Here is a 22,907-nt window from a genome sequence, read left to right on the forward strand (position 1 = left end):
ATGACCGTTCACTTCATCGGCGCAGGCCCCGGCGCGCCCGATCTGCTCACCCTGCGCGGCCGCGACATCATCGCCGCCTCGCCGGTCTGCCTCTACGCAGGCTCGCTCGTCCCCGAGGCGGTACTGGGTCACTGCCCGGAGGGGGCCAAGATCATCAACACCGCGCCGATGGATCTCGACGCGATCATCGCCGAATGCGAAGCCGCCCATCGCGCCGGTCAGGACGTGGCAAGGCTCCATTCCGGTGATCTCTCGGTCTGGTCCGCCATGGGCGAACAGATCCGCCGCCTCGAGGCCGCAGGCATCCCCTATACCGTGACCCCCGGCGTGCCCTCTTTCGCTGCTGCCGCCGCGACGCTCGGCACGGAACTCACCCTGCCGGGCGTGGCGCAATCCGTGGTGCTGACCCGCACGCCGGGCCGGGCGAGTTCGATGCCCGATGGCGAAACGCTGGCCAATTTCGGCCGCACCGGGGCGACGCTTGCGCTGCACCTGTCGATCGGCAATCTCGAACGCTCGGTGGACGAGCTGATCCCGCATTACGGCGCCGATTGCCCGGTCGCGGTGGTCTACCGCGCGAGCTGGCCGGACGAGAAGATCATCCGCGCCACCCTCGGCACCGTGGCCGAAAATGTCGACGCCTCGATCTCGCGCACCGCGTTGATCCTCGTCGGCCGCGCGCTGGCCCAAGAAGGCTTTGCCGAGAGCCGGCTCTACGCCGCCGATTACGACCGCCGCTACCGCCCGCAAACCGCCGACAGCCCGTGGAGCGAATGGCAGCATGGCGATGACTGAGATGCCCCCCGGCCTGCTGATCTCGGCCCCGTCCTCCGGCACTGGCAAGACCACGGTCATGCTCGGTCTGCTGCGCGCGCTGCGCGATGCGGGCCAAGTGGTGCAGCCCTATAAATCCGGCCCCGATTACATCGATCCGGCCTTTCACCTCGCCGCCAGCGGCCGCGCCAGTTTCAACCTCGACAGTTGGGCCATGGACGAGAGCCTCTTGGCGGCCATCGCCCAAGAGGCGCAAGGCGCCGATATCTGCGTCGCCGAAGGCTCGATGGGGCTCTACGACGGGGTGGCGACACGCGGTCAGTCGGGCTTTGGCTCGAGCGCCGAAACCGCGCGGCGCATGGGCTGGCCCGTGGTGCTCGTCCTCGATGTGAGCGGTCAGGCGCAATCCGCCGCCGCCACCGCCCTCGGCTTTCGCAATTTCATGCCCGATCTGCCCTTTGCCGGTGTCATCCTCAACCGCGTCGCAAGCCCCCGTCACGAACGGCTCGCCCGTCTCGGGATGGAGCGCGCCGGCCTGCCGGTGCTCGGCGTCTTGCCCCGGCGTGGCGATCTGACCCTGCCGGAACGGCATCTGGGCCTCATTCAGGCGGTGGAACACCCCGATCTCGAGGCGGCCATCGCGGGCTATGCCGACTTCCTGCGCGCCCATGTCGATCTCGATCTCATCCGCGTTGCGGCCCAAGGCTCTGGCCTGCCCACGGGCGCGGCGCATCTGCCGAAACCCCCGGCGCAGCGCATCGCGCTCGCCCGTGACGCGGCCTTTTCCTTCACCTATCCCCATATCCTCGAAGGCTGGCGGCGGGCCGGGGCGGAAATCCTGCCTTTCTCGCCCCTCGCGGACGAGGCCCCCGATGCCAGCGCCGATCTGGTCTGGCTGCCCGGCGGCTATCCCGAATTGCACGCAGGCCGGATCGCCGCCGCCGGGACCTTTCTGACCGGGCTGCGCCAGCACGCCAAAACCCGCCCCGTCCATGGCGAATGCGGGGGCTATATGGCGCTCGGCGCCGGGCTCGTCGACAAGGAGGGCACCCGCCATCAGATGGCCGGGCTTCTCGGGCTCGAGACCTCCTATGAAAAGCGCAAATTCCACCTCGGCTATCGCCGCGCCGTGCTCGACACGCCGATGCCGGGCTTTGACGCGGGACAGGCGCTGCGCGGGCATGAGTTCCACTATTCCATGATCCTCGATCAGCCCGACGCGCCCTTGGCGCAGGTCTTTGACGCCGATGGCAACCCGGTGCCCGAAACCGGCTCGCGGCGCGGCCATGTCACCGGCACCTTCTTCCACCTCATCACCGCGGAGGCCTCATGAGCGGTTTTGTCAGTTTCGTGGGCAGCGGCCCCGGCGACCCCGAGCTTTTGACCCTCAAGGCGGTGGACCGTCTGAAACGCGCCGATGCGGTGCTGTTCGACGATCTTTCCGCCGGGCCGATCCTCGATCATGCCAATCCCGATGCCGATCTCATCGGTGTCGGCAAGCGGGCAGGGCGGCTCTCGCCGCGCCAAGACCATGTGAGCCGCCTGCTGGTGGAGTATGCGAGCGAGGGGGGCCGTATCGTGCGGCTCAAATCCGGCGACAGCGGCCTCTTTGGCCGGCTCGAGGAAGAGCTGGTCGCGCTGCGCGCCGCCGGGATCGAGTATGAGATCATCCCCGGCGTGCCCTCGGCCATCGCGGCGGCGGCGGCGGCGGGCATCCCGCTCACCCGGCGGCTGACGGCGCGGCGGGTGCAGTTCGTCACCGGCCATGACGCGGGCGGCAAACTGCCCGACGATCTCAACATCACCGCGCTGGCCGATCCTTCGGCCTGTACCGTGGTTTTCATGGGCAAGCGGACCTTTCCCTTGCTGGCCGAGACGCTCACCGCCGCCGGTCTGCCCGGCACGACGCCCGCCATCCTCGCTGAGGCGGTGGGCACGCCCGAGCAACAGGTCACCCGCAGCACCGTGGCCGATCTCGCCGCACAGCTTGGCGCAGAGATCGGCGACCGTCCGGCGCTCATCCTTTATGGGCCTTTGGCCGAGATGTAGCGAAAACATCCGCAAAGCGACCTCGATCTGCCGCATTTATCCTTGTGCGGTCGCGGGGCGCTGCTAATCTCCTTCCATTCGATGGCGTCACGCAAGTGGCTGAAAAAGGGAACCGGGTGAAACCCCCGGACTGCCCCCGCAACTGTAAGCGGCGAGCGTTTAGGAAAACCACTGGCCCGAGCTGGGCTGGGAAGGCCGACAACGCGACGACCCGTAAGTCAGGAAACCTGCCATTGATCATCTGCCGCGAGAGCGGTTCACAACGCTGCCGGTGGGGCAGCTAGACAGGAAGGAAGATCCTATGCATATCGAACCCGGTGTCGTTGACGGTGCCAAGATGGCCTTTGCCTACACCACTGCGGCCGGTGCCGCGGGCTATACCGCGAAACTGGCGTGGCAGGACCTCAAGCAGAGCGAGCCCGCCTCCTTCGCCATCCGCAGCCTGCTCGCCGCGCTCGGCACCTTCGTCTTCTTCGAAGTGCTGCCGCATTTCCCGGTCGGCGTCTCCGAAGTCCACTTCATCCTCGGCACGACCCTGTTCCTGCTGCTCGGCGCGGCCCCCGCGGCGATCGGTCTGGCGCTCGGCCTGCTCATCCAGGGCATGTTCTTCGCCCCGACCGACATGCCGATGTATTTCGTCAACGTGACCACGCTTCTGGTGCCGCTGCTGGCGATCTCGGCACTGGCCAAACGGCTCCTGCCGCAGGACCGGGCCTATGTCGATCTCGACTATGCCCATGTGCTCAAGCTCTCGGGGATCTATCAAGGCGGTGTCGTCGCCTGGGTCGCCTTCTGGGCCTTCTATGGCCAGGGCGTCAGCGCCGAGACCTTCGCCGCCGTCGGCACATTCGGTGCGGCCTATATGCTCGTCGTTCTGGTCGAGCCGCTGGCCGATCTCGCGGTGCTCGCCGTGGCGAAAACCCTGCGCAACGGCGCGACGGCGGGGCTTTTCGCGCGCCGTCTCTATGCAGCCGCATAACCGACGCGATACCGACACGCGATAATTTGGCATCGCGGCCCGGCCTCTGCTAAGAGGGCCGGGCCGTTTCGCATCAGGAGACCTCAATATGATCCGTGACTTGTGGCTGGTCGGTATCGGCACCGGCTCTCCCGCCCATATCTCGCTCGAAGGGCAGGCGGCGCTGCGCGACGCGGCCACCATCCTGATCCCGCGCAAAGGCCCGGCCAAGGACGATCTGGCCGAATTGCGCCACCGAATTCTCGACGCCGCCGGGGCCACCGCCCGCGTCCTGCATTTCGACATGCCCACCCGCGACGACAGCCTGCCCTATCAGGACCGCGTCATCGCCTGGCATGACGAGATCGCCCGCCGCTGGCAATCGGCCCTCGCGGAGGGCACGTCCGATGGCCCCGTGGCGCTTCTGGTCTGGGGCGACCCGGGGCTCTACGATAGCACCCTGCGCATCGCCCAGCGGCTCGACCCGAAACCCGCCATTCGCGTCGTGCCTGGCATAACCGCGCTGCAGGCGCTGACCGCGGCCCATGCCATCCCTTTCAACACCGTGAACGGGGCGGTGACCGTGACCACCGGCCGACGGCTCCGCGATCACGGCCTGCCGATTGAGAGCGACACCGCCATCGTCATGCTCGACGGCGAATGCAGCTTTCAGCAGATCGAGCCCGACGGGCTCAACATCTGGTGGGGCGCCTATCTCGGCATGCCGGAACAGATCCTGCTGAGCGGCCCGCTGCAAGAGATCGGCCCGCGCATCATCGAGACAAGGGCCGAGGCCCGCGCCCGCCATGGCTGGCTCATGGATGTCTATATGCTGCGCCGGGGTCCGGCGCTCTGACCGGGCGAGACTCACGGAAAATCTAATAGGGCAGGCAGCTTAGGCCGCGTTCTTGACTCACGCGTGCGCCATAGAACCGCGCCAATCCCCGCCCAGGGTCCGGCGCGGGGTGTGACGCTTTTCGTTGACTTCTGCACAATTGTAAAATTATATATGATAAATTTTACAAACCCAGAAGGCACCGCATGCCCAATCACCACGAAGGTCAGCTGCTCACCGCGCCGTTCAACATGGACACGCTCGAGATGTCGCGCGTCGATCCCGGCCTCGGCGAAGAGATCCGCAACCTGCGCAAGGCGCGCCGCCTGACCCTCGGCGCTCTGGCCGAGGCGACGGGGCTCTCCACCGGCTTCATCAGCCAGATCGAACGCGCCCAAAACCGCCCATCGGTCACCGCGCTCTTTCGGATCAGCCGGGCGCTCGGCGTCTCGGTGAGCTGGTTCTTCCCCGGTCCCGAGGCCCCAGATTCGGGGACCCCAGATCCCGATTCCCCCGATCAAAACACCGCCGAGCGTAGCATCATCGTGCGCCGGGCTGAGCGCCGCGCCATCGCCTATGATGACGGCATCCGGGACGAGCTTTTGACCCCCGGTCTGGGCGGCAAGCTCGAACTGCTCTCCTGCCGCTTCGCCCCCGGCAGCGGCGTCGACACGGTCTATGCCCATGAGGGCGAAGAGGCGGGACTGGTGCTCTCCGGCGTGCTCGAGCTCTGGGTCGGCGACGCCCATCACCGGCTCGAGGCGGGCGACAGCTTTGCCTTCGACAGCGCCACGCCGCATCGCTACCGCAACCCGTCCGAGACCGAAACCATCGTCATCTGGGCGCTCACCCCGCCCAGCTTCTGATCGCCCGATCGAGACCAGCCACAGGACCGCCTCATGAGCCAGGACCATTTCCCCCAGCTTTTCGCCCCCATCACCCTCGGCAAGCTCACCCTGCGCAACCGCATCGTGTCCACCGGGCATGAAACCCACCTCAACCAAGAGGGCCAGATCGGCGAGAAACTCATCGCCTATCACGAAGCCCGCGCCCGCGGCGGTGCCGGTCTCATCGTGACCGAAGTGGCGCTCGTCCATCCGAGTGCGGTCTTCGTGGCCGATCCGATCCGCGTCGACAGCGATGCCTGCATTCCCGGCTATCGCCGCCTGGCCGAACGTATCCATGCCCATGGCACCGGGCTGATCGCCCAGCTCTTTCATCCGGGGCGCGAGATGATCGCCTCCGAGGATGGCACCGCGCCCGTGTCCTACAGCGCCTCGGCCACGCCCAATGAACGGTTTCACGTCATGCCGCGCCCGATGCCGCCCGAGATGATCGCCGAGGTCATCAGCGCCTATGGCGACGCGGCCCGCCGGATGGAAGAGGCCGGGCTCGACGGGGTCGAAGTGGTGGCCTCGCATGGCTATCTGCCCGCGCAATTCCTCAACCCCGAGGTCAATCAGCGCGACGATGACTATGGCGGCTCGTTGGAAAACCGCACGCGATTCTTGCGCGAAATTGCCGCCGATATTCGGGCCAAGACCGGCGCGGGCTTTGTCGTCGGCATGCGCCTTTCAGGCGACGAGCGCAGCCATGAGGGGCTCGAACAATCCGACACGCTCGACGCCTGGGCGCATATCGCCGACCATGCCACGCTCGATTATCTGAGCGTTGTGGCGGGCTCTTCCGCCACCTTGGCAGGCTCGGTCCATATCGCGCCGCCGATGTATGAAGAGGCGGGCTATACCGCGCCCTTGGGGCAGGCGATCAAATCCCGCACCGGCCTCACCACCATCGTCACTGGCCGCATCAATCAGCCGCAAGAGGCCGAGCGTATCATCGCCTCGGGGCAGGCCGATATGTGCGGCATGACCCGCGCCATGATCTGCGACCCGGAAATTGGCAACAAGGCCGGGGAGGGGCGGCTCGACGATATCCGCGCCTGTATCGGCTGCAATCAGGCCTGTATCGGGCATTTCCACGCGGGCTATCCGATCTCCTGCATCCAGAACCCGGTGAGCGGCCGTGAAACAACCCTTGGCGCGCCGCAGCCCGCCACCAGCCCGCGCCGCGTGATGGTCATCGGCGGCGGCCCCGGCGGGCTCAAGGGCGCCGCTGCGGCGGCAGAACGCGGCCATGACGTGACGCTCTTTGAACGCGAGACCCAGCTTGGCGGTCAGGCGCGGCTCGCGCAGCTTCTGCCGCATCGCGCCGAATTTGGCGGCATCATCACCAACCTGACCCGCGAATGCGAACTGGCCGGGGTCGAGTTCCGCAAAGGTGTCACCGTGGATGAGGCGGTCATTTCCGAATTTGCCCCCGAGGCGGTGATCGTGGCGACCGGGGCCATCCCGCGCTGGCCGCGATTCGAGGGCGATGATCTTGATCACGTGGTCGATGCCTGGCAGGTGCTGCAGGGCAAGGCTCAGGTCGGGGCCTCGGTCGTCGTGGCCGACTGGCGCGCCGATTGGGTCGGCATGGGCCTCGCCGAACATCTGGCCCAGGCAGGCCATCGCGTGCGCCTTGCGGTCAACGGCTATATGCCCGGGCAGACGATCCAGATGTATGTGCGCGACGCAGGCATTGGCCGTCTCCATAGCCTCGGCGTCGAGGTGCTGCCCTATATGCGGCTCTTCGGGGCGGATGAGGACAGCGTCTATCTCCAGCATATCATGAGCCAGGAGGCGGTGATTTGCGAAGAAGTGGACACGCTGGTGCTCTGTCAGGGGCACCGACCGGATACCGACGTAGAACAGACGCTTCGCCGCATGGGCATTTCGCATGAATTGGCCGGCGATTGCATCGCCCCACGCACCGCCGAAGAGGCCGTGCTCGAAGGTCTCCGCGCCGGTCGGGCTGTCTGACGCGCTTTGAAAACCTTGCGATCCGTGGCGCTTTTGGGCCGCCACGGGTCACCCCGTGAGGGGTAAATCAACGCGATAAACGCAGCCGCGCGCAACCTGAGCTTTGTCAGGTAAGGCTCTGATTTCTTAGTCTGATTTTCTGTGGAAACACCGCGGTGAAGTGGCAGCCCGTAGGGGAATCGAACCCCTCTTTCCAGGTTGAAAACCTGGCGTCCTAACCGATAGACGAACGGGCCAGCGCCGTGGCGTGTCGCGTAACTAGGCAAAACCGGGGACGGGTGCAAGAGGATTTTTGCAGCAAAATGCACTTCTTTCCGATTTTTTTTCGAGCCACCTATTTTAAGCGCGCGCCGCATCCTCCAAACGCAGCTGAACACTCTGCCGCCCACCCCAATGATTGATCTCAAGCCGCCCCGCGAGATGAAACCGCGCCCCGCCATGTTCGCTCAGCGCGGGGCCCAGCGGGCCATCGAACGCGCCAAAGGAGATCGCCTCCAAGGACGCGCCCATGCCATCGCCAAACCGCAGTTTGAGATGGCTCTCGCCGATCCGCTTGGCAAAGCTGATCTGCATGTCCGAGAACACATAGCGCGGCGCCGAGGCCCCGGCGCCAAAGGGGCCGGCGCCGTCGATCTGATCAATCAGCTCGGGCGTCGCGGCCCCGGGCATCAAGAGACCGTCGAGCCGCAGATCGGCGGCCCCGGCAGCCCCTGCGCCCTGTTTGTCGAGCAGTTCCGACAGGCGCGCCATCGCGGCATCAAGCTGATCGCGGGCCACGGTCAGCCCGGCGGCCATCTTGTGTCCGCCGCCTTTGATCAACAGCCCTTCGGCGGCAAGCTTCTGGATCGAGGCCCCCAGATCGACGCCCGAGATCGAGCGGCCAGAGCCCTTGCCCTCATCACCATCGAAGCCAATGACGATGGCGGGACGGTTGGCGGCCTCCTTGAGGCGGCTGGCAACGATTCCCACCACACCGGGGTGCCAGCCATCGCCCGCCGCCCAAACCAGCGGCGCATCGAGCCCGCGCGCCTCGGCCTGATCGAGGGCGGCGGCGCGCACCTGGGCCTCGACATCGCGGCGTTCGCGGTTGAGCTCTTCGAGCCGGTCGGCCAGCGCGCGCGCCTCCGCAGGGTTGTCGGTGCTCAAAAGCCGCGCGCCAAGATCGGCCTGGCCGATCCGCCCGCCCGCGTTGACCCGGGGGCCAAGCACGAAGCCGAGATGATAGGCCGCAGGCGGCCGGTCGAGCCGCGCCGCATCCGCCAGCGCCACAAGCCCCGGCCGTTCGCGCCGCGCCATGACGCGCAGCCCTTGCCGCACAAAGGCACGGTTGACACCGATGAGAGGCGCGACATCGGCCACGGTGGCCAGCGCCACGAGATCGAGCATCGCCATGAGATCAGGGCCTTTTTGCCCGGCCTCGCGCAGCTGCCGCCCGGCCTCGACCAGCATCAGAAAGACCACCGCCGCCGCGCAGAGATGCGCCAGCGCCCCGTCTTCATCCTGTCGGTTGGGGTTCACCACCGCGACCGCCTCGGGCAGGGTCTCGCCGCCAAGGTGATGGTCGAGAATGACCACATCCGCGCCTTTGGCCGCGGCCACCGGCCCGTGGCTCAGCGTGCCGCAATCGACGCAGATGATCAGATCGTGACTGCTGGCGAGCTCGGCCATGGCGGCATCATTGGGGCCATAGCCCTCGTCGATGCGGTCAGGCACATAGAGCGTGGCGGCCCGGCCCATCTGCCGCAGCCAGTCGATGAGAAGCGCCGCAGAACTGCCGCCGTCCACATCGTAATCGGCGAAGATCGCGATTCTCTCGCCGCGTTGTACCGCCAAAAGAAACCGCTGTGCGGCCGCTTCCATATCCTTGAGGCCGCGGGGGTCGGGCAACAGGTCACGGATCTGCGGGGTGAGAAAGCTCTCGGCCTCTTGCGGCGCGACCCCGCGCCGGGCCAGAATCTGGCACAGGGCGCGGGGCAAATCGGTGGTCTGGGCCATCGCCTCGGCGAGCCGGTCTATTTCGGTCGTGGGACCGATCCAGCGCCGTCCGGTCAGCGATTGCGCGATGCCCAGAAAGCTCATGTGAGGGGCTCGCGCTGGCTCACACCGGCTTGCGATAGACCATGCGGCGCAGCGAGCCGGATTTCGACCGCATCAGCACGGTTTCGGTTTCCACATAGCCGGGGCGCGATTTGATGCCCGAGGCGAGCGAACCGTCGGTGACGCCTGTCGCGGCAAAGATCACGTCGCCGGTGACCATTTCGTCGCGCGAATAGACACGGTCGAAATCGGTGATCCCGGCCTTGGTCGCGCGGCCTTTTTCGTCGTCGTTGCGGAACAGCAGACGGCCCCAGATCTGACCGCCCATGCATTTGAGCGCCGAGGCTGCGAGCACGCCTTCGGGGGCGCCGCCGGTGCCCATATACATGTCGATGCCGGTCAGGCGGGCTTCGGCGCAGTGGATGACACCGGCCACATCCCCATCGGGGATGAGGAACACGGCCGCGCCGGTTTCGCGCACTTCGGCGATCATGTCTTCGTGGCGGGGGCGTTCGAGAATGCAAACGGTGATCTCGGAGGGCTTGACGCCTTTGGCCTTGGCCAGCGCTTCGACACGCTCGCGGGGGCTCATCTCGAGGCCCACCACATCCTTGTCATAGCCCGGCCCGATGGCCAGCTTTTCCATATAGACGTCAGGCGCGTGCAGCAGGCTGCCGCGCGGCGCCATGGCGATCACGGTCAGCGCGTTGGGCATGGCCTTGGCGGTCAGTGTGGTGCCTTCGAGCGGGTCGAGTGCGATATCGACGCCCGGGCCTTCGCCGGTGCCGACCTCTTCGCCGATATAGAGCATCGGCGCCTCGTCGCGTTCACCTTCGCCGATGACCACGACACCGGCGATGGCCAGCTTGCCAAGCTCTTCGCGCATGGCGTTGACAGCGGCCTGATCGGCGGCCTTTTCATCGCCGCGCCCGATAAGATGCGCGCAGGCAAGCGCCGCCTGTTCGGAAACGCGGGCAAGACCCAGCGACAGCATACGGTCGTCAAAATCGGTGGTGGCGGCGGACATGGGCAATCTTCCTTGAAACTTTGGGTCGCAGACAGGTTTATCTTTGTGCCGCCCCGCGCACAAGTCGCGGGACATGCGCGCGGGCAGGCCGCGAGGTCAGACCTTTTCGATGCGCAGCGCCACCGGCGTCTCGGCGATGACATCGAGACCGGCCATATGGGCCAGTGCCTCGTCGAGCGCGGCGCGGGTGGTTTTATGGGTGACAATGAGAACCGGCGCGGTGGCCTCGTCATGGCGGACCTGACGCATGCGGTCGATGGAGACGCCTGCCTCGCCCAGCGCCTTGGCGACCTTGGCCAGCGCCCCGGGTTTGTCATCGAGCGAAATGCGCAGGTAATAGGGGGCGGGGGTCACGGCCTGGGCCGGTTTGGCGGCGCTCAGCTCGGCGGCCGGCATGCCAAAGGTCGAGACCCGGAAGCCACGCGCGATATCCATCACATCGCCCATCACGGCGCTGGCGGTCGGGCCTTCGCCCGCGCCGGGACCACGGAGCACGATCTGTTCGACCATATCGCCTTCGAGCACGCACATATTCGTGCCGCCCTCGAGCTGGCCCAGCGGGCTCTCGGCCGGGACGAGGCAAGGCGACATGCGCTGTTCGAGTCCGCGACCGGTCATCTGGCACACGCCCAAAAGCTTGATCCGGAAGCCGAGATCAGCAGCGTGGTGAATGTCCTGAATGGTGATCCGCTCGATCCCTTCCAGTTCGACCGCGCCGAAATCGACCTGGGTGCCAAAGGCGATGGAGGCCAGCAGCGACAGTTTGTGACCGGCGTCGATGCCGCCCACGTCGAGCGTCGGATCGGCCTCGAGATAGCCGAGCTGATTGGCCTCTTCAAAGACCACATCATAGGGCAGGCCCGCCGATTGCATCCGGGTCAGGATATAGTTGCAGGTGCCGTTCATCACGCCCATGACGCGGGTGATTTCATTCCCGGCGAGACCTTCGGTCAGTGCCTTGATCACCGGGATGCCGCCTGCAACGGCAGCCTCGAACCGGATCACGCGGCCGGCCTCTTCGGCGCTGAGCGCGAGGGCCTGACCGTGATGGGCTAAAAGCGCCTTGTTGGCGGTGACCACATCCTTGCCCGCGGCGATGGCGGCCTCGGTCGCGGCCTTGGCGGGGCCGTCGCTGCCGCCCATGAGCTCGACGAAGACATCGACATCGTCACGCTGGGCGAGCACCACGGGATCGTCTTCCCAGGCGTAATGGTTGATGTTGATGCCCCGGTCCTTGCTGCGCGAGCGGGCGGACACGGCGGTGATCTCGATGGGCCGACCGGCGCGCATCGACAGGAGATTGGCCTTTTGGCGGACAATCTTGACCACTCCGGTGCCGACGGTCCCCAGACCGGCAATCCCAAGGCGCAGAGGCTGGCTCATCTCACTCTCCCGTTTCGCTAGGTTCAAGGCGATGTAACGGGTAAAGGTCAGGGGCGCAACGCGGCTTTTACCCCTTTTCTACCTAACTCCGCGCTCCATCCGGGCGCGGGTCTGGGCATCGACCGCTTCGCGCCGCTTGAGCGCGGCGGCACGGGATCGAAGGGCGTCGGCGCGGGCGGCGACGGCGTCGGCGTTTTGCGGGGTGAGGCTAGGGCTGTCGATGCGCGCCCGGAGCGTGTGGATCGGCACGAGATCGGGATAGGGCTTGTTGGCCATCTCGTCGCTCACCGAGGCGTTCACCTCGGGGAACTGCGTGCAGCCGGAGACTGCAAACACCAGCCCACCCAGGATCAGGGCAGGGGCCAGAGCCATCGAGAGGCGAGAGGCGCGGTGGGGCATGATCAGGTCCGGTTCGCAACGATACGGAGACCCTAATGCCACTCTTTCGCCCGAGGTGGCAAGCAAGGGATTGATCTGAACGCGTGTTCAGATAAACCTCGGCCAATGGCAAGAACCCAAGGCTCACACTCCGATATCACCGGCCCGCGCGTGCGAGAGGCAGCGCGGCGCCTGATTGCGCGGCATGGCTTCGCCGCCGTGTCGATGCGCAAGATCGCCGCCGAAGTCGGTGTGCAGGCCGGCGCGCTCTACAATTACATCCCGGACAAACAAACGCTTCTGTTCGAGATTATGCAGGCGCATATGGAGGAATTGTTAACGGCGCGCGCCGAACTGGACGCGCCCGCCGATCCGGTGCAGGCGCTCGAGCAATTCACCCGGTTTCACATCCGCTTTCACTCGAACCGGCCTGACGAGGTGTTCATCGCCTATATGGAGCTGCGCAATCTCACGCCCGAGAATTTCGCAGCCATCGAAGCGATGCGCCGCACCTATGAGGATCAGCTCACCGAGATTCTCGTCGCGGGCGTGGCGGCGGGGCATTTTCGGCTGGCCGAGCCTCGGGTGACGACCATGGCGCTCATCGCGATGCTGACCGGGGTCAACACATGGTTCCGCGAAGAGGGGCGGCTCAGCCTCGATGAGGTGGAGGGGATTTATCTCGACATGGTGCGCCGGACGGTCGCCGCCTGAGGCGGGTGGGGCGGCCTGTGCCGCCCTTTAGGCTCGGGGGGGGGCGGCTTGTGCCGCCCCGGGGTTTACTTGATGAATGTGCCGTTGTTCAGCTCACGAATGGCCTGCCGTAGCTCGGCCTCGGTGTTCATCACGATCGGGCCGTGCCAAGCCACAGGCTCGTCAATCGGCGCGCCGGAGATCAGCAGAAACCGCACGCCTTGCTCGCCTGCCTGAACGGTGATCTCGTCGCCCGTGCCAAAGCGGATCAAGGTCCGATCGCCGGACATGTCGAGCAGGTGCAACTCGCGGCCTTCGTATTCTTTCTCGAGCAGTACGCCCTGCGGGGCGCTCGCGTCCGAGAAGGCGCCGCTGCCCTCGAACACATAGGCAAAGCTCTTGCGGTAAGTGTCGACAGGCAAGGTCTTTTTCACCCCGGCGGGCACATGCACATCGAGATATTGCGGATCAGCGGCGATGCCGTCGACCGGGCCACGCTTGCCCCAGAAATCGCCGGTGATCACCCGCACGCTGGTGCCGTCGTCATCGATCACCACGGGGATATCAGCCGCGCCGATGTCCTGATAGCGGGGGGCGGTCATCTTTTGATCCGACGGCAGGTTCGCCCAGAGCTGAAACCCGTGCATCTGGCCGCGTGCGTCACCTTTGGGCATTTCCTGATGCAGGATGCCCGACCCGGCGGTCATCCATTGCACATCGCCCGCGCCGAGCGCGCCCTGATTGCCGAGACTGTCGGCGTGATCGACGCTGCCTGCGAGCACATAGGTGATGGTTTCGATGCCGCGATGGGGGTGCCAGGGAAAGCCCTTGGCATAGGCGCGGGGATCGTCATTGCGAAAGTCATCGAAGAGCAGGAACGGGTCGAGCTCGCTCGGGTCGCCAAAGCCGAAGGCGCGGTGAAGTTGGACGCCCGCGCCCTCGATATGAGGCTGGGCCTGACGGGTTTCGATCACGGGTCTGAGGGACATATCCGGTTCTCCTCTGGCGGGCCTCGCTGTGAAGCCCTTCTGCGGCAGAAGATAGAGTGGCGCAGGGGCTGCGCCCATATGCAGGGTCGCACGCATCCTGTGCGCAAAATGAGCGGAGATGAACATTCGCGCAGTTTTTTCACCGCGAGGTCGCGTTTTCAGTAGCGAGGTCGCAAACGGGCTGCCATCAAGGGCGAAACACAAGCAGGGAGAGTGCTTTGAAAATTGGATTTATCGGCCTGGGCAATGTCGGGGGCAAACTGTCCGGCAGCCTGTTGCGCAATGGTGTCGAGCTCAGCGTTCATGATCTGAACCCTGATTTCGTTGCGAAATTCGAAGCCAAGGGTGCGCGTCCCGGGGGCAGCCCGGCGCAGATGATGCGGGATTGCGATGCGGTCATCACCTGTCTGCCGAGCCCGGCTGCGAGTGATGCGGTGATGCAGGAGATGCTGCCCGAGGTGGGGCCCGGCAAGATCTGGATGGAGATGTCGACCACCGATGAGGCCGAGGTCAAACGGCTCGGCGCGCTGGTGATCGAACGCGGCGGTGCGGCGGTGGATTGTCCGGTTTCGGGCGGCTGTCACCGGGCGGATACGGGCAATATCGCCATTTTCGCGGGCTGCGACCGGCCCACGTTTGAACGCATTCTGCCGCTTCTGACCATCATGGGGCGGCGGGTGCTGCACACGGGTGATCTGGGCTCGGCCAGTGTGCTCAAAGTGATCACCAACTACCTTGCCACCGCCAACCTGGTGAGCTGTGCCGAGGCGCTGACCGTGGCCAAGGGGGCGGGGATGGATCTCAACACCGCGTTTGAGGCGATCCGCATCTCGTCGGGCAACAGTTTCGTGCATGAGACCGAAAGCCAGGTGATCCTCAACGGCAGCCGCGACATCAGCTTTACCATGGATCTGGTGGCCAAGGATATCGGGCTTTTTCAAGAGGTTGCGGACCGGGCGCAGGTGCCGCTCGAGCTCAACCCGCTGCTCATTTCGATCTTTCAGGATGGCATTTCGCGCTTTGGCCCGAGAGAGCTTTCTCCCAATATCATCAAGCGCTTAGAAGAGGCGACCGGGCTTGATGTCACGGCACCGGGCTTTCCGCCCGAGATGGTCGATGACGAGCCCGAAGAGCCGGGGGCCGAAGTCTTTCCGCCGCGTTGAGCGGCGCTCGCTTCACCCCTTGCGGCGTTCGCGATATGAGCGCGTAGCACAAGGGGTAAAGCCATGACAGAACCGATGCAGATCACCATGCGCGCCTCGGCGCCACGGCGCTATTTCGGGCTGGCCATGCTGGCCGGTCTGGGCGGGCTGTTGCTCTATCTCGCGCTGAATGGCGAGGGGCAAACCCTTGGTATCAAGGTGTTTTTGATCGCGCTCGGCGCGCTGGCGCTCTATGTCACCCAGCGGATGTTCCGGGCGACGGAGCAGGCGATCATCCTCGATGAGACCGGGCTGCATGATGGCGCGGGCGAGATGATCGCCGAGCTCGATCAGATTGACCGGGTGGACCGGGGGGCCTTTGCTTTCAAGCCGTCCAACGGGTTTATCGTGATCCTGAAAGAGGCCCAGAAACCGCGCTGGGAGCCGGGCATGTGGTGGCGTCTGGGACGGCGTGTGGGCATCGGCGGTGTCACCGGCGCGGCCGAGGCCAAGGCCATGGCCGAGGTGATTTCCGGGCAGATCCTGGCGCGGCAAAACAGCGAATAATGGCGGGTCGGTAACACGTCGGTATTGCGTCGGCAAAGCGACAGTGCGGGTTTTGACCCTCTGCGCTGCGCTCGGGCGGGCGATCAGCCCTATGTGCACCCTTTGAAAAACCAAAAGGGACACACCGAGCAGAGCGTGTCCCCAAGGCCTGGATCATATGCGCCGGATCAGCTGGCCCAGTCGATCTTCGGCACGAAACGGGGGCTGGTGATGACCCGCGTCTTGATCTCCATATCCTCGGAAAAGCCCGCCGCGAACATCCGCTGATAGTCAGAGACGGATTCGATCAGCAGAATATGTTCACCATCCGACATCAACGGCAGGGTGGCGTGGCTCGTCGCGATATCCGAGGTTGTCAGAACCGACATTGGGCCGGTGCCGCGCACCTCAGACCAGTAGACCGCATAGCGGTCGGTGTCGACGTCATAGCTGATGGCGGTGACGCGGAGCTGGCTGCCCGCGTTGTCGTCCACGATGCTGTCAAAGAGGCTCTTGGTGTTGTCGATATAGGTCGTGTTCACCGTGCCCATTTCACGCGACAGCATGTCGGCCACCGTATAGCTCGCCTTGTCGCGGGCGCTGTTGAAGCGGTGGACCTCGAAAAATTCGTAGATCACCATCGCCGCGAGAAACAGCAAGGGCAGGGCGATCACCGATTCCACCACGAACGACCCGTCGTCGCGCCGCCAGAAGCGGCGCAGACCGCGGCCGAGATATGTCCCTAAGCCAAACATCAGAGCGGCTCCTGTACAAAGGCGGTTTTGGAAACGATTGCCACCTGTCCGGCGCCATCCTTGTCCAGCGCCTGGGCCAGATCCATGCCGGGCAGAAGGGGGCTGTATTTCACGCAAGCGCGGAGTAGCATCAGCTCGTTTTGCTGGCCGTTTTGGAAGGTCCGCACCGGGGCGGCCTCTTCCGATTGATCGACGCAGTTCACATCGTCAGGCAGCGATCCCAAGGTACGGATATTGGTGCGCACCATTTCGAGCCGCAGCGTGCTGTTGCAGCTGGCGATGATCATCGCGTTGTCGCAGATGATCTGCTTGATCTCATCATGCTGCGGCGCGCTGCCGGTGCCGAGCCGCAACTCGCGCACCGCGATGTCGAGGCCACGCTCGAGCATCGTGTGCCGCAGAGTGATGATCGCCAGTTCGAGCGAGAACAGGAACAGGGTCAGGAAGACCGGGAAGACGATGACGAATTCCACGGTCGCATTGCCCGCCTGTCCGCGCCAGAACCGCGCCAGTTTGGAAGGAACGAGGCGCATCATTGGGTCAGCCGCAGGTTCACAACGTTGGACGCGATGGCACTGAAGGCGTCATTGATGTTGATGCCTTCGGCCCGGAAGTAGTGGTTTTCACTCGACGCGCAGTTCTTGAGCACCTGTTCAGCCGTCCCGCCCTGATCGATTTCGAAGCCGATCGAGAAGACCACGACACCTTCATTCTTGGTGGCGGTGCAGGAGGCCTTCATCCTTGTGTCCTTTTCCGATCCGTCGAGGCGGTCATAGTAGTAATAATCGTAATATGCGTTGGGGTCGCCGGTGACCTGGTAGTAGTAATAGGGCGACATGTAACCCCAGGCCTCTTCCCAATCGAGGCGCCGCATGCTGACGAATTCATCGCTATCTTGAAGGTCATTCCATTCGCTAGAACTCAGGTATTCGCCTTCTTCGGTGTTGTAGTAGCGATTGTCGTCATAATTGTCGTGCAGGTAGAAGGCGCTTTCGATCTCTCCCGAGGATTCGTAAACGCATTCCCAAGAGTTGTTGCTACACTTGCTTTGATCGTAGCTGATCTTGTCCTTCTTGTTCTTGCGATAGGCGTATTTGAACACGCGTTTCTGAGACTTGACCTCGTAAAGGTCCGAGTTCTGGCCGCGCCATTGGCCGCCAGTTGAGAAGAAATAAGAGGTGGTGTTCTGTCCATCGCCCATGACCACGGCGACCTTGAGCGTTTCCGCCGTGCCGTAATTGGACGGGATGGCGGCCTGCGACGAGGCAACCTCGCCCGCGGCGATCAGGTCGTCGGTGATCTGGCGGAAGCTCGGGTCGAGCAGCGCCGCGCCCCAGATCATGCCCTGGTTGCCCGAGGTATTGCCCGAGGCTTGAAGGCTGTCGATCTTGGCGTGCAACTCGGTTTCGCTAACCGAGAAGGGCAGGATTTCCATGTAATCATTGGCGTAGCAGGACCGATAGTCAGACGAGCTTTCGCTGCCGCTGAATTCGTCGAAATTCCCGTAAAGCGCGGTGTAGATCATCTGGTCGAGCGGTTGACCGCTGGAAAAGCCCGAATTGCCGGTGGCCAGCGAGGCATGGCTGTGATCGTTGGCCTTGAACCGGATACAGGTCGAAAATTCATGCTTGCGGTCAACGGCAAGGGCCTCGAACGTGGCGACCGACGGGCTCACCGACCAGCTAAAGGGCACGATAGAGATCACGGTATTGCCCGGCTCGGAGCCGTTCAGCAGCGAGGTCACAAATTCCTTGGCGGCTTTCTTGAGGTTCACCAGCTTGCTGTTGCTGCCCATCGAGCCCGACACGTCGAGGACCAGAACCACTTCGAGCTTCGGCACTTTGCGCACAGCGGTCGAGCCGCCGGTGGTGCGCAGCTCTTTGATGCCGCTGAGCTTCATCAGATAGGTGTCCATCGTCATATCGGCATTGGCGGTCACCGAGGCCGAGTTGACCGTAACCACGATCTCGCCTTCCTTTTCAGCGGCGAGATAGTCGGTCATATTCGCGACGCGAAAGTAATCCTCGATGATGGCACGGTGATCCGACCCGTAGGGTGCACCGGCCGAGGCCAGCACGGCGGAATCGAGCGTCGATTGGATCTGTGCGCGTTTCATTTCATAGCGCATCATATCGACTGCGATGCCGCCAGCGGCGATCATGATGAGAAAGAAAACCAGGGCCATGATCGTCGCGCCACCGTTTTCGTCACGGCGGAACGCGCGGGTCGCGGCGGGCAGTGCGTGCCAGCCTTTTGCGACCGCGTGGCGGAGAGTCTGGAAAGAAATTCGCGCTGTCATTTCATCACCTCATCAGGCCGGGGTGGCCAAAGCCGAGTCGGATTACGGCAACAGTTGTTTTGGCGGGGCAAAGTGGCGAAAATAGGGCCGAATTCGCTCAAAATTACCTTAAATTCAGGGGTTTAGTGGACGTTTTTGCGGGATTTGGAATATTGTCGCGCTGCTGGCGACAATCCGAGGGTTGGCGTCCCTCGACCAAGGCAGAGCGAAATCATGGCTTCGGGCCATATGGCTGGACAAATACCTGTGGTGCTTTAACGATATTGACATGCTTTGCGCGATAGCAAGGCAGCAAGGCCCGCCACTAGTCTGGGAGGATGATATGAGTGCAGCCAAGGAACCGACGTTCCGCGAGAGTGTAGATTTGATGTTCAACCGCGCGGTCGCGCTGATGGATCTTCCCCCCGGTCTCGAAGAGAAAATCCGCGTCTGTAATGCCACCTATACGGTGCGGTTCGGCGTGCGGCTGCGCGGGCAGATCCACACGTTCACCGGCTATCGCAGCGTGCATTCGGAACATATGGAGCCTGTGAAGGGCGGCATCCGCTATGCGATGGGCGTCAATCAGGACGAGGTCGAGGCGCTGGCGGCGCTGATGACCTATAAATGTGCGCTGGTGGAGGCGCCGTTCGGCGGCTCCAAGGGCGGGCTGCGCATCGATCCGCGCGAATGGGACGAGGATGAGCTGGAACGGATCACCCGGCGCTTTGCCTATGAGCTGATCAAGCGCGACCTGATCAACCCGAGCCAGAACGTGCCGGCCCCCGACATGGGCACCGGCGAGCGCGAGATGGCCTGGATCGCGGATCAGTACAAGCGGATGAACACCACCGACATCAACGGCCGCGCCTGTGTCACCGGCAAGCCGATCAATGGCGGCGGCATCCAGGGCCGGACCGAAGCGACCGGGCGCGGCGTGCAATATGCGCTGCAGGAATTCTTCCGCCATCCCGAGGACATGAAGGCCGCCGGTCTGAGCGGCACGCTCGACGGCAAGAAGGTCATCGTGCAGGGTCTCGGCAACGTGGGCTATCACGCGGCCAAGTTCCTGTCGGAGGAGGACGGCTGTATCATCACCGGCATCATCGAGCGCGATGGGGCGCTGGTCTCTGAAGACGGGCTGCATGTGGAAGAGGTGCGCCACTGGATCGCCAAACATGGCGGGGTCAAGGGCTATCCGGATGCCGAATATGTCGAAGATGGCAGCAAGGTTCTGGAAAACGCCTGTGACATCCTCGTGCCTGCAGCGCTCGAAGGGGTGATCCACATGGGTAACGCCGCCAATATTCAGGCGCCGCTCATCATCGAGGCGGCGAACGGGCCGGTGACGGCCGGGGCCGATGAGATTCTGCGCAAGAAGGGCGCAGTGATCATCCCCGACATGTATGCCAACGCGGGCGGTGTGACGGTGAGTTACTTCGAATGGGTCAAGAACCTCAGCCATATCCGCTTTGGCCGGATGGGCCGTCGTCAGGAAGAGGCGCGGCATCAGCTCATCGTGGATGAGCTCGAACAGCTGAGCGCGGACCGCAACCTCGGCTGGACCCTGACGCCGGGGTTCAAGCAGCAGTATCTGCGCGGCGCGGGTGAGCTCGAGCTGGTGCGCTCGGGGCTCGATGACACGATGCGCGCGGCCTATCAGTCGATGCGCGAAGTCTGGCACGGCCGGCAGGATGTGACCGACCTGCGCACTGCTGCATATCTCGTGTCGATCGACAAGGTCGCGGCGAGCTATCGCGCGGCGGGTCTCTGACCGCCAAAACTTAGGATGAGGGGCGGGGCCGCGCGCGGCCCTGCCCAGCCCTTCGTTAGGGCCGGGTCGCGTGCAGGTGTTTGGCAGACCAAGAGACAGCATGCGGGTCTCATGCGCTCTCGGGTGGCGCGGCCTTGGATGCGAGGCGAAGCCTTGCTTGCGATGAGAGATGTCTCAGCAGGGACACCTTGGTACAGGCGGTCATGCTTGCGATCAGCGACGGGGCAGAATGTGCCGAACGGGGCCTTGGTTGCGAAACGAAGGTGAGAGACCAGGGCGGCATACACTAGGTGACGCTTGGCCTTCGCGGGACGACGCTTGGCTTGCGAAGGATGCGGTGTCTCGTCCTGTGTGCAACCGGTTCACTCGGCAAAGCCCGTTTAGAGAGACCGAACCAAATCTGCGGATATAGGTCTTGTTTGCAGGACGAAGCTAAGGTTGCGGAACGAGACACCGGTCGCGTGACAGGGCATCGGATGCGAGTAGAAATCTGAACTGCGAGGTCCAGCCCTTCTCAGCCCTTCTGGCGAAGCGATTAAGTGCAGGCAAGGGCGGCTTGCCGCGCGAGAGGATAGATCGTTTTGCAAAAAGAGCGCTGGGAACGCGCTTGGTCGGACAGGCCATTGTTCGCAGCGCGGTAGTTTGTCTGCGAGGCAGCTTTTGCTTTCAGGGAGAGTTTGCGCCGGAGCGCTGCGCCTTTTTACCTATGCGTGCCATTGCCGGCGAAACTGACCAGCCGGGTCGGACTTTTTTGGCGCCTGAGGTTCGCCGGGCGGCTGACACCGCATGGCTGTGATCCACGGCGGTCACATTCTCGAAGGGAGGATCTTTTCATCGGAGACGTTGAACAGATCGGCCGAGGGGCGCAGGCGCAATTGTTCACGCGTTGGAGGGCGGGACCCGTGTGAGATGTGAGGGCAGGGGCGCGCGCTCTGTAAGTTTTGCGAGCTTATCTGGTCTTGGGACAGAAGCGCCGGGTGCAGAGACCCAAATCCTCGGCCCGTCGCACCCATGTCGGCGCGGGTCGGAATTTGTGCCGGTGGGGGTGGCCCCCATTGCTATATCCGGCGCATGTTGATTGATTGACGCAACATCGGGAATCGGGGGTAAGAGCATGGGCTTTTCGGGGTGGCGTGTCCTGAAAGAGGGGCTGACCGGCAACAAGGGCTGGCAGCCGCATTGGCGTGATGCGACGCCGAAATCCGAATATGATGTGGTGATCATCGGCGGCGGCGGGCATGGTCTTTCGACCGCCTATTACCTCGCCAAGAATCACGGAATCACCAATGTGGCGGTGCTCGAGAAGGGCTATCTCGGCGGTGGCAATGTGGGCCGCAACACCACCATCGTGCGGGCCAATTATTTCCTGCCGGGCAATTCCGAGTTCTATTCCCATTCGCTCAAGCTTTGGGAAAATCTCGAGCAGGATCTGAATTACAACGTGATGCTGTCGCAGCGCGGCCAGATCATGCTCTTTCATTCCGACGGGCAGCGCGACGCCATGGCGCGGCGCGGCAATGCGATCCGCAATCAAGGCGATGATGCCGAGATCTTGTCGGTCGGGGCGCTCAAGCGGATGCTGCCCTATCTCGATTACGAGCAGACGCGGTTCCCGATCTATGGCGGGCTGATGCAGCGCCGGGCGGGCACGGCGCGGCATGACGCGGTGGCCTGGGGCTATGCACGGGGCGCGAGCGAGCGCGGCGTCGATCTCATCCAGAATTGCGAAGTGACCGGCATCGACCGCGAGGGCGGCCGCGTCACCGGGGTGCAGACCAGCCGTGGCGCGATCCGGGCCAAGAAGGTCGCGATCATCGTCGCCGGCCGGTCGAGCCAGGTGGCGGCGATGGCAGGGATGCGCCTGCCCATCGAGAGCCATGTGCTTCAGGCCTTTGTGACCGAAGGCCTCAAGCCGGTGATCGACCATGTGGTGAGTTTCGGCATGGGGCATTTCTATATCAGCCAGTCGGACAAGGGCGGGCTCGTCTTTGGCGGCGATCTCGATATGTATGCCTCTTATGCGCAGCGCGGCAACCTGCCCATCGTCGAGCATGTGATGGAGGCGGGGATGACCCTGATGCCGATGATCGGCAAGGCCAAGCTGTTGCGCAGCTGGGGCGGCATCATGGATATGAGCCCCGATGGCAGCCCGATCATCGACAAGACCGACACCGAGGGGCTCTTTCTCAATTGCGGCTGGTGTTATGGCGGGTTCAAGGCGGTGCCGGGCTCGGGCTATTCCACCGCGCATCTGATCGCGACCGAGACCCATCACGCCCCCGCCGCGCGCTATCGGCTCGACCGGTTCCGCACCGGGCGCGGGCTGATGGATGAAGAGGGCACCGGGGCGCAGCACAACCTGCATTGATCTGCGGGGCAGAGGTTTGGACATGAGCATGAAGAGCATGATGACAGCGAGGGGCGC

At 64.0% G+C, this 22,907-nt stretch carries 20 protein-coding genes, 1 tRNA gene and 1 riboswitch; of the genes, 12 read left to right on the forward strand and 9 right to left on the reverse strand.

The features are described from left to right. The 7 genes from cobM (at position 1) to WA237_RS14725 (ending at position 7,480) form a co-directional block, all read left to right on the forward strand. Entirely contained in the window at positions 1–795 is a 795-nt protein-coding gene (gene cobM, locus WA237_RS14695; protein WP_336098550.1) for a precorrin-4 C(11)-methyltransferase, read from the forward strand. Continuing rightward, positions 788–2,107, forward strand: coding sequence for a cobyrinate a,c-diamide synthase (locus WA237_RS14700; protein ID WP_336098551.1), 1,320 nt, complete (start codon positions 788–790; stop codon positions 2,105–2,107). Before cobM ends, WA237_RS14700 begins: the two co-directional genes overlap by 8 nt. Then, the gene (gene cobA / locus WA237_RS14705; RefSeq protein WP_216016325.1) at positions 2,104–2,823 is read left to right on the forward strand and encodes a uroporphyrinogen-III C-methyltransferase; all 720 of its coding nucleotides are present in this window, start codon (positions 2,104–2,106) and stop codon (positions 2,821–2,823) included. Before WA237_RS14700 ends, cobA begins: the two co-directional genes overlap by 4 nt. Positions 2,824–2,888: 65 nt before the next feature. Further along, positions 2,889–3,072: riboswitch (cobalamin riboswitch) on the forward strand. Between the two features lie 52 nt (positions 3,073–3,124). After that, positions 3,125–3,802, forward strand: coding sequence for an energy-coupling factor ABC transporter permease (locus WA237_RS14710; protein WP_286905706.1), 678 nt, complete (start codon positions 3,125–3,127; stop codon positions 3,800–3,802). Between the two features lie 88 nt (positions 3,803–3,890). After that, positions 3,891–4,637 carry a precorrin-6A synthase (deacetylating) gene (gene cobF / locus WA237_RS14715; protein WP_336098554.1) on the forward strand — a complete coding sequence of 249 codons (747 nt, stop codon included), beginning with the start codon at positions 3,891–3,893 and terminating at the stop codon, positions 4,635–4,637. A 185-nt stretch (positions 4,638–4,822) separates the two neighbouring features. Further along, entirely contained in the window at positions 4,823–5,482 is a 660-nt protein-coding gene (locus WA237_RS14720) for a helix-turn-helix domain-containing protein (RefSeq protein WP_336098555.1), read from the forward strand. Positions 5,483–5,515: 33 nt separating this feature from the next. Next, positions 5,516–7,480 carry an oxidoreductase gene (locus WA237_RS14725; RefSeq protein ID WP_336098557.1) on the forward strand — a complete coding sequence of 655 codons (1,965 nt, stop codon included), beginning with the start codon at positions 5,516–5,518 and terminating at the stop codon, positions 7,478–7,480. A 161-nt stretch (positions 7,481–7,641) separates the two neighbouring features. Here the strand turns inward: WA237_RS14725 and WA237_RS14730 are convergent. The 5 genes from WA237_RS14730 to WA237_RS14750 form a co-directional block, all read right to left on the reverse strand. Then, positions 7,642–7,716, reverse strand: a tRNA-Glu gene (locus WA237_RS14730). Positions 7,717–7,819: 103 nt separating this feature from the next. Then, complete coding sequence (recJ, locus tag WA237_RS14735) at positions 7,820–9,559, reverse strand: single-stranded-DNA-specific exonuclease RecJ (protein WP_336098560.1); 1,740 nt, start codon at positions 9,557–9,559, stop codon at positions 7,820–7,822. Positions 9,560–9,578: 19 nt separating this feature from the next. After that, the gene (gene glpX, locus WA237_RS14740) at positions 9,579–10,544 is read right to left on the reverse strand and encodes a class II fructose-bisphosphatase (protein WP_336098563.1); all 966 of its coding nucleotides are present in this window, start codon (positions 10,542–10,544) and stop codon (positions 9,579–9,581) included. Between the two features lie 96 nt (positions 10,545–10,640). Continuing rightward, the gene (locus tag WA237_RS14745) at positions 10,641–11,927 is read right to left on the reverse strand and encodes a homoserine dehydrogenase (protein ID WP_336098564.1); all 1,287 of its coding nucleotides are present in this window, start codon (positions 11,925–11,927) and stop codon (positions 10,641–10,643) included. Between the two features lie 78 nt (positions 11,928–12,005). Next, a complete protein-coding gene (locus WA237_RS14750) occupies positions 12,006–12,326 on the reverse strand; it encodes a hypothetical protein (protein ID WP_336098566.1) in 321 nt (106 codons plus the stop codon). A gap of 105 nt (positions 12,327–12,431) precedes the next feature. Between WA237_RS14750 and WA237_RS14755 the strand changes: the two genes are divergently transcribed. Beyond that, complete coding sequence (locus tag WA237_RS14755) at positions 12,432–13,019, forward strand: TetR/AcrR family transcriptional regulator (protein WP_040618069.1); 588 nt, start codon at positions 12,432–12,434, stop codon at positions 13,017–13,019. Positions 13,020–13,084: 65 nt separating this feature from the next. On the opposite strand, the gene WA237_RS14760 is transcribed toward WA237_RS14755, so the two are convergent. Then, complete coding sequence (locus WA237_RS14760) at positions 13,085–13,987, reverse strand: pirin family protein (protein WP_336098567.1); 903 nt, start codon at positions 13,985–13,987, stop codon at positions 13,085–13,087. 218 nt (positions 13,988–14,205) lie between these two features. Between WA237_RS14760 and WA237_RS14765 the strand changes: the two genes are divergently transcribed. Continuing rightward, positions 14,206–15,150 carry an NAD(P)-dependent oxidoreductase gene (locus tag WA237_RS14765; RefSeq protein WP_009814597.1) on the forward strand — a complete coding sequence of 315 codons (945 nt, stop codon included), beginning with the start codon at positions 14,206–14,208 and terminating at the stop codon, positions 15,148–15,150. A gap of 63 nt (positions 15,151–15,213) precedes the next feature. Then, on the forward strand, positions 15,214–15,696 hold the full coding sequence (locus WA237_RS14770; RefSeq protein WP_336098568.1) for a hypothetical protein: 483 nt from the start codon (positions 15,214–15,216) through the stop codon (positions 15,694–15,696). A gap of 167 nt (positions 15,697–15,863) precedes the next feature. On the opposite strand, the gene WA237_RS14775 is transcribed toward WA237_RS14770, so the two are convergent. From WA237_RS14775 to WA237_RS14785, 3 genes are read right to left on the reverse strand one after another with little or no spacing between them, the layout of a single operon-like run. Next, a complete protein-coding gene (locus WA237_RS14775) occupies positions 15,864–16,430 on the reverse strand; it encodes a TadE/TadG family type IV pilus assembly protein (protein ID WP_336098569.1) in 567 nt (188 codons plus the stop codon). After that, positions 16,430–16,966, reverse strand: a complete 537-nt coding sequence (locus tag WA237_RS14780; RefSeq protein ID WP_009814600.1) for a TadE/TadG family type IV pilus assembly protein — start codon at positions 16,964–16,966, stop codon at positions 16,430–16,432. The genes WA237_RS14775 and WA237_RS14780 overlap by 1 nt, the downstream gene beginning before the upstream one ends. Then, positions 16,963–18,717, reverse strand: a complete 1,755-nt coding sequence (locus tag WA237_RS14785) for a pilus assembly protein TadG-related protein (protein WP_442970271.1) — start codon at positions 18,715–18,717, stop codon at positions 16,963–16,965. The genes WA237_RS14780 and WA237_RS14785 overlap by 4 nt, the downstream gene beginning before the upstream one ends. Before the next feature lie 334 nt (positions 18,718–19,051). Between WA237_RS14785 and WA237_RS14790 the strand changes: the two genes are divergently transcribed. Together WA237_RS14790 and WA237_RS14795 are read left to right on the forward strand one after the other, a co-directional pair. Continuing rightward, positions 19,052–20,482, forward strand: a complete 1,431-nt coding sequence (locus WA237_RS14790; RefSeq protein ID WP_336098571.1) for a Glu/Leu/Phe/Val family dehydrogenase — start codon at positions 19,052–19,054, stop codon at positions 20,480–20,482. Positions 20,483–21,596: 1,114 nt separating this feature from the next. Then, a complete protein-coding gene (locus WA237_RS14795; protein ID WP_336098572.1) occupies positions 21,597–22,850 on the forward strand; it encodes a sarcosine oxidase subunit beta family protein in 1,254 nt (417 codons plus the stop codon). Positions 22,851–22,907: the final 57 nt, after the last annotated feature.

Origin of the sequence: Roseovarius sp. CH_XMU1461, assembly GCF_037027165.1 — a bacterium.
Classification (GTDB): Bacteria; Pseudomonadota; Alphaproteobacteria; order Rhodobacterales; family Rhodobacteraceae; genus Roseovarius; species Roseovarius nubinhibens.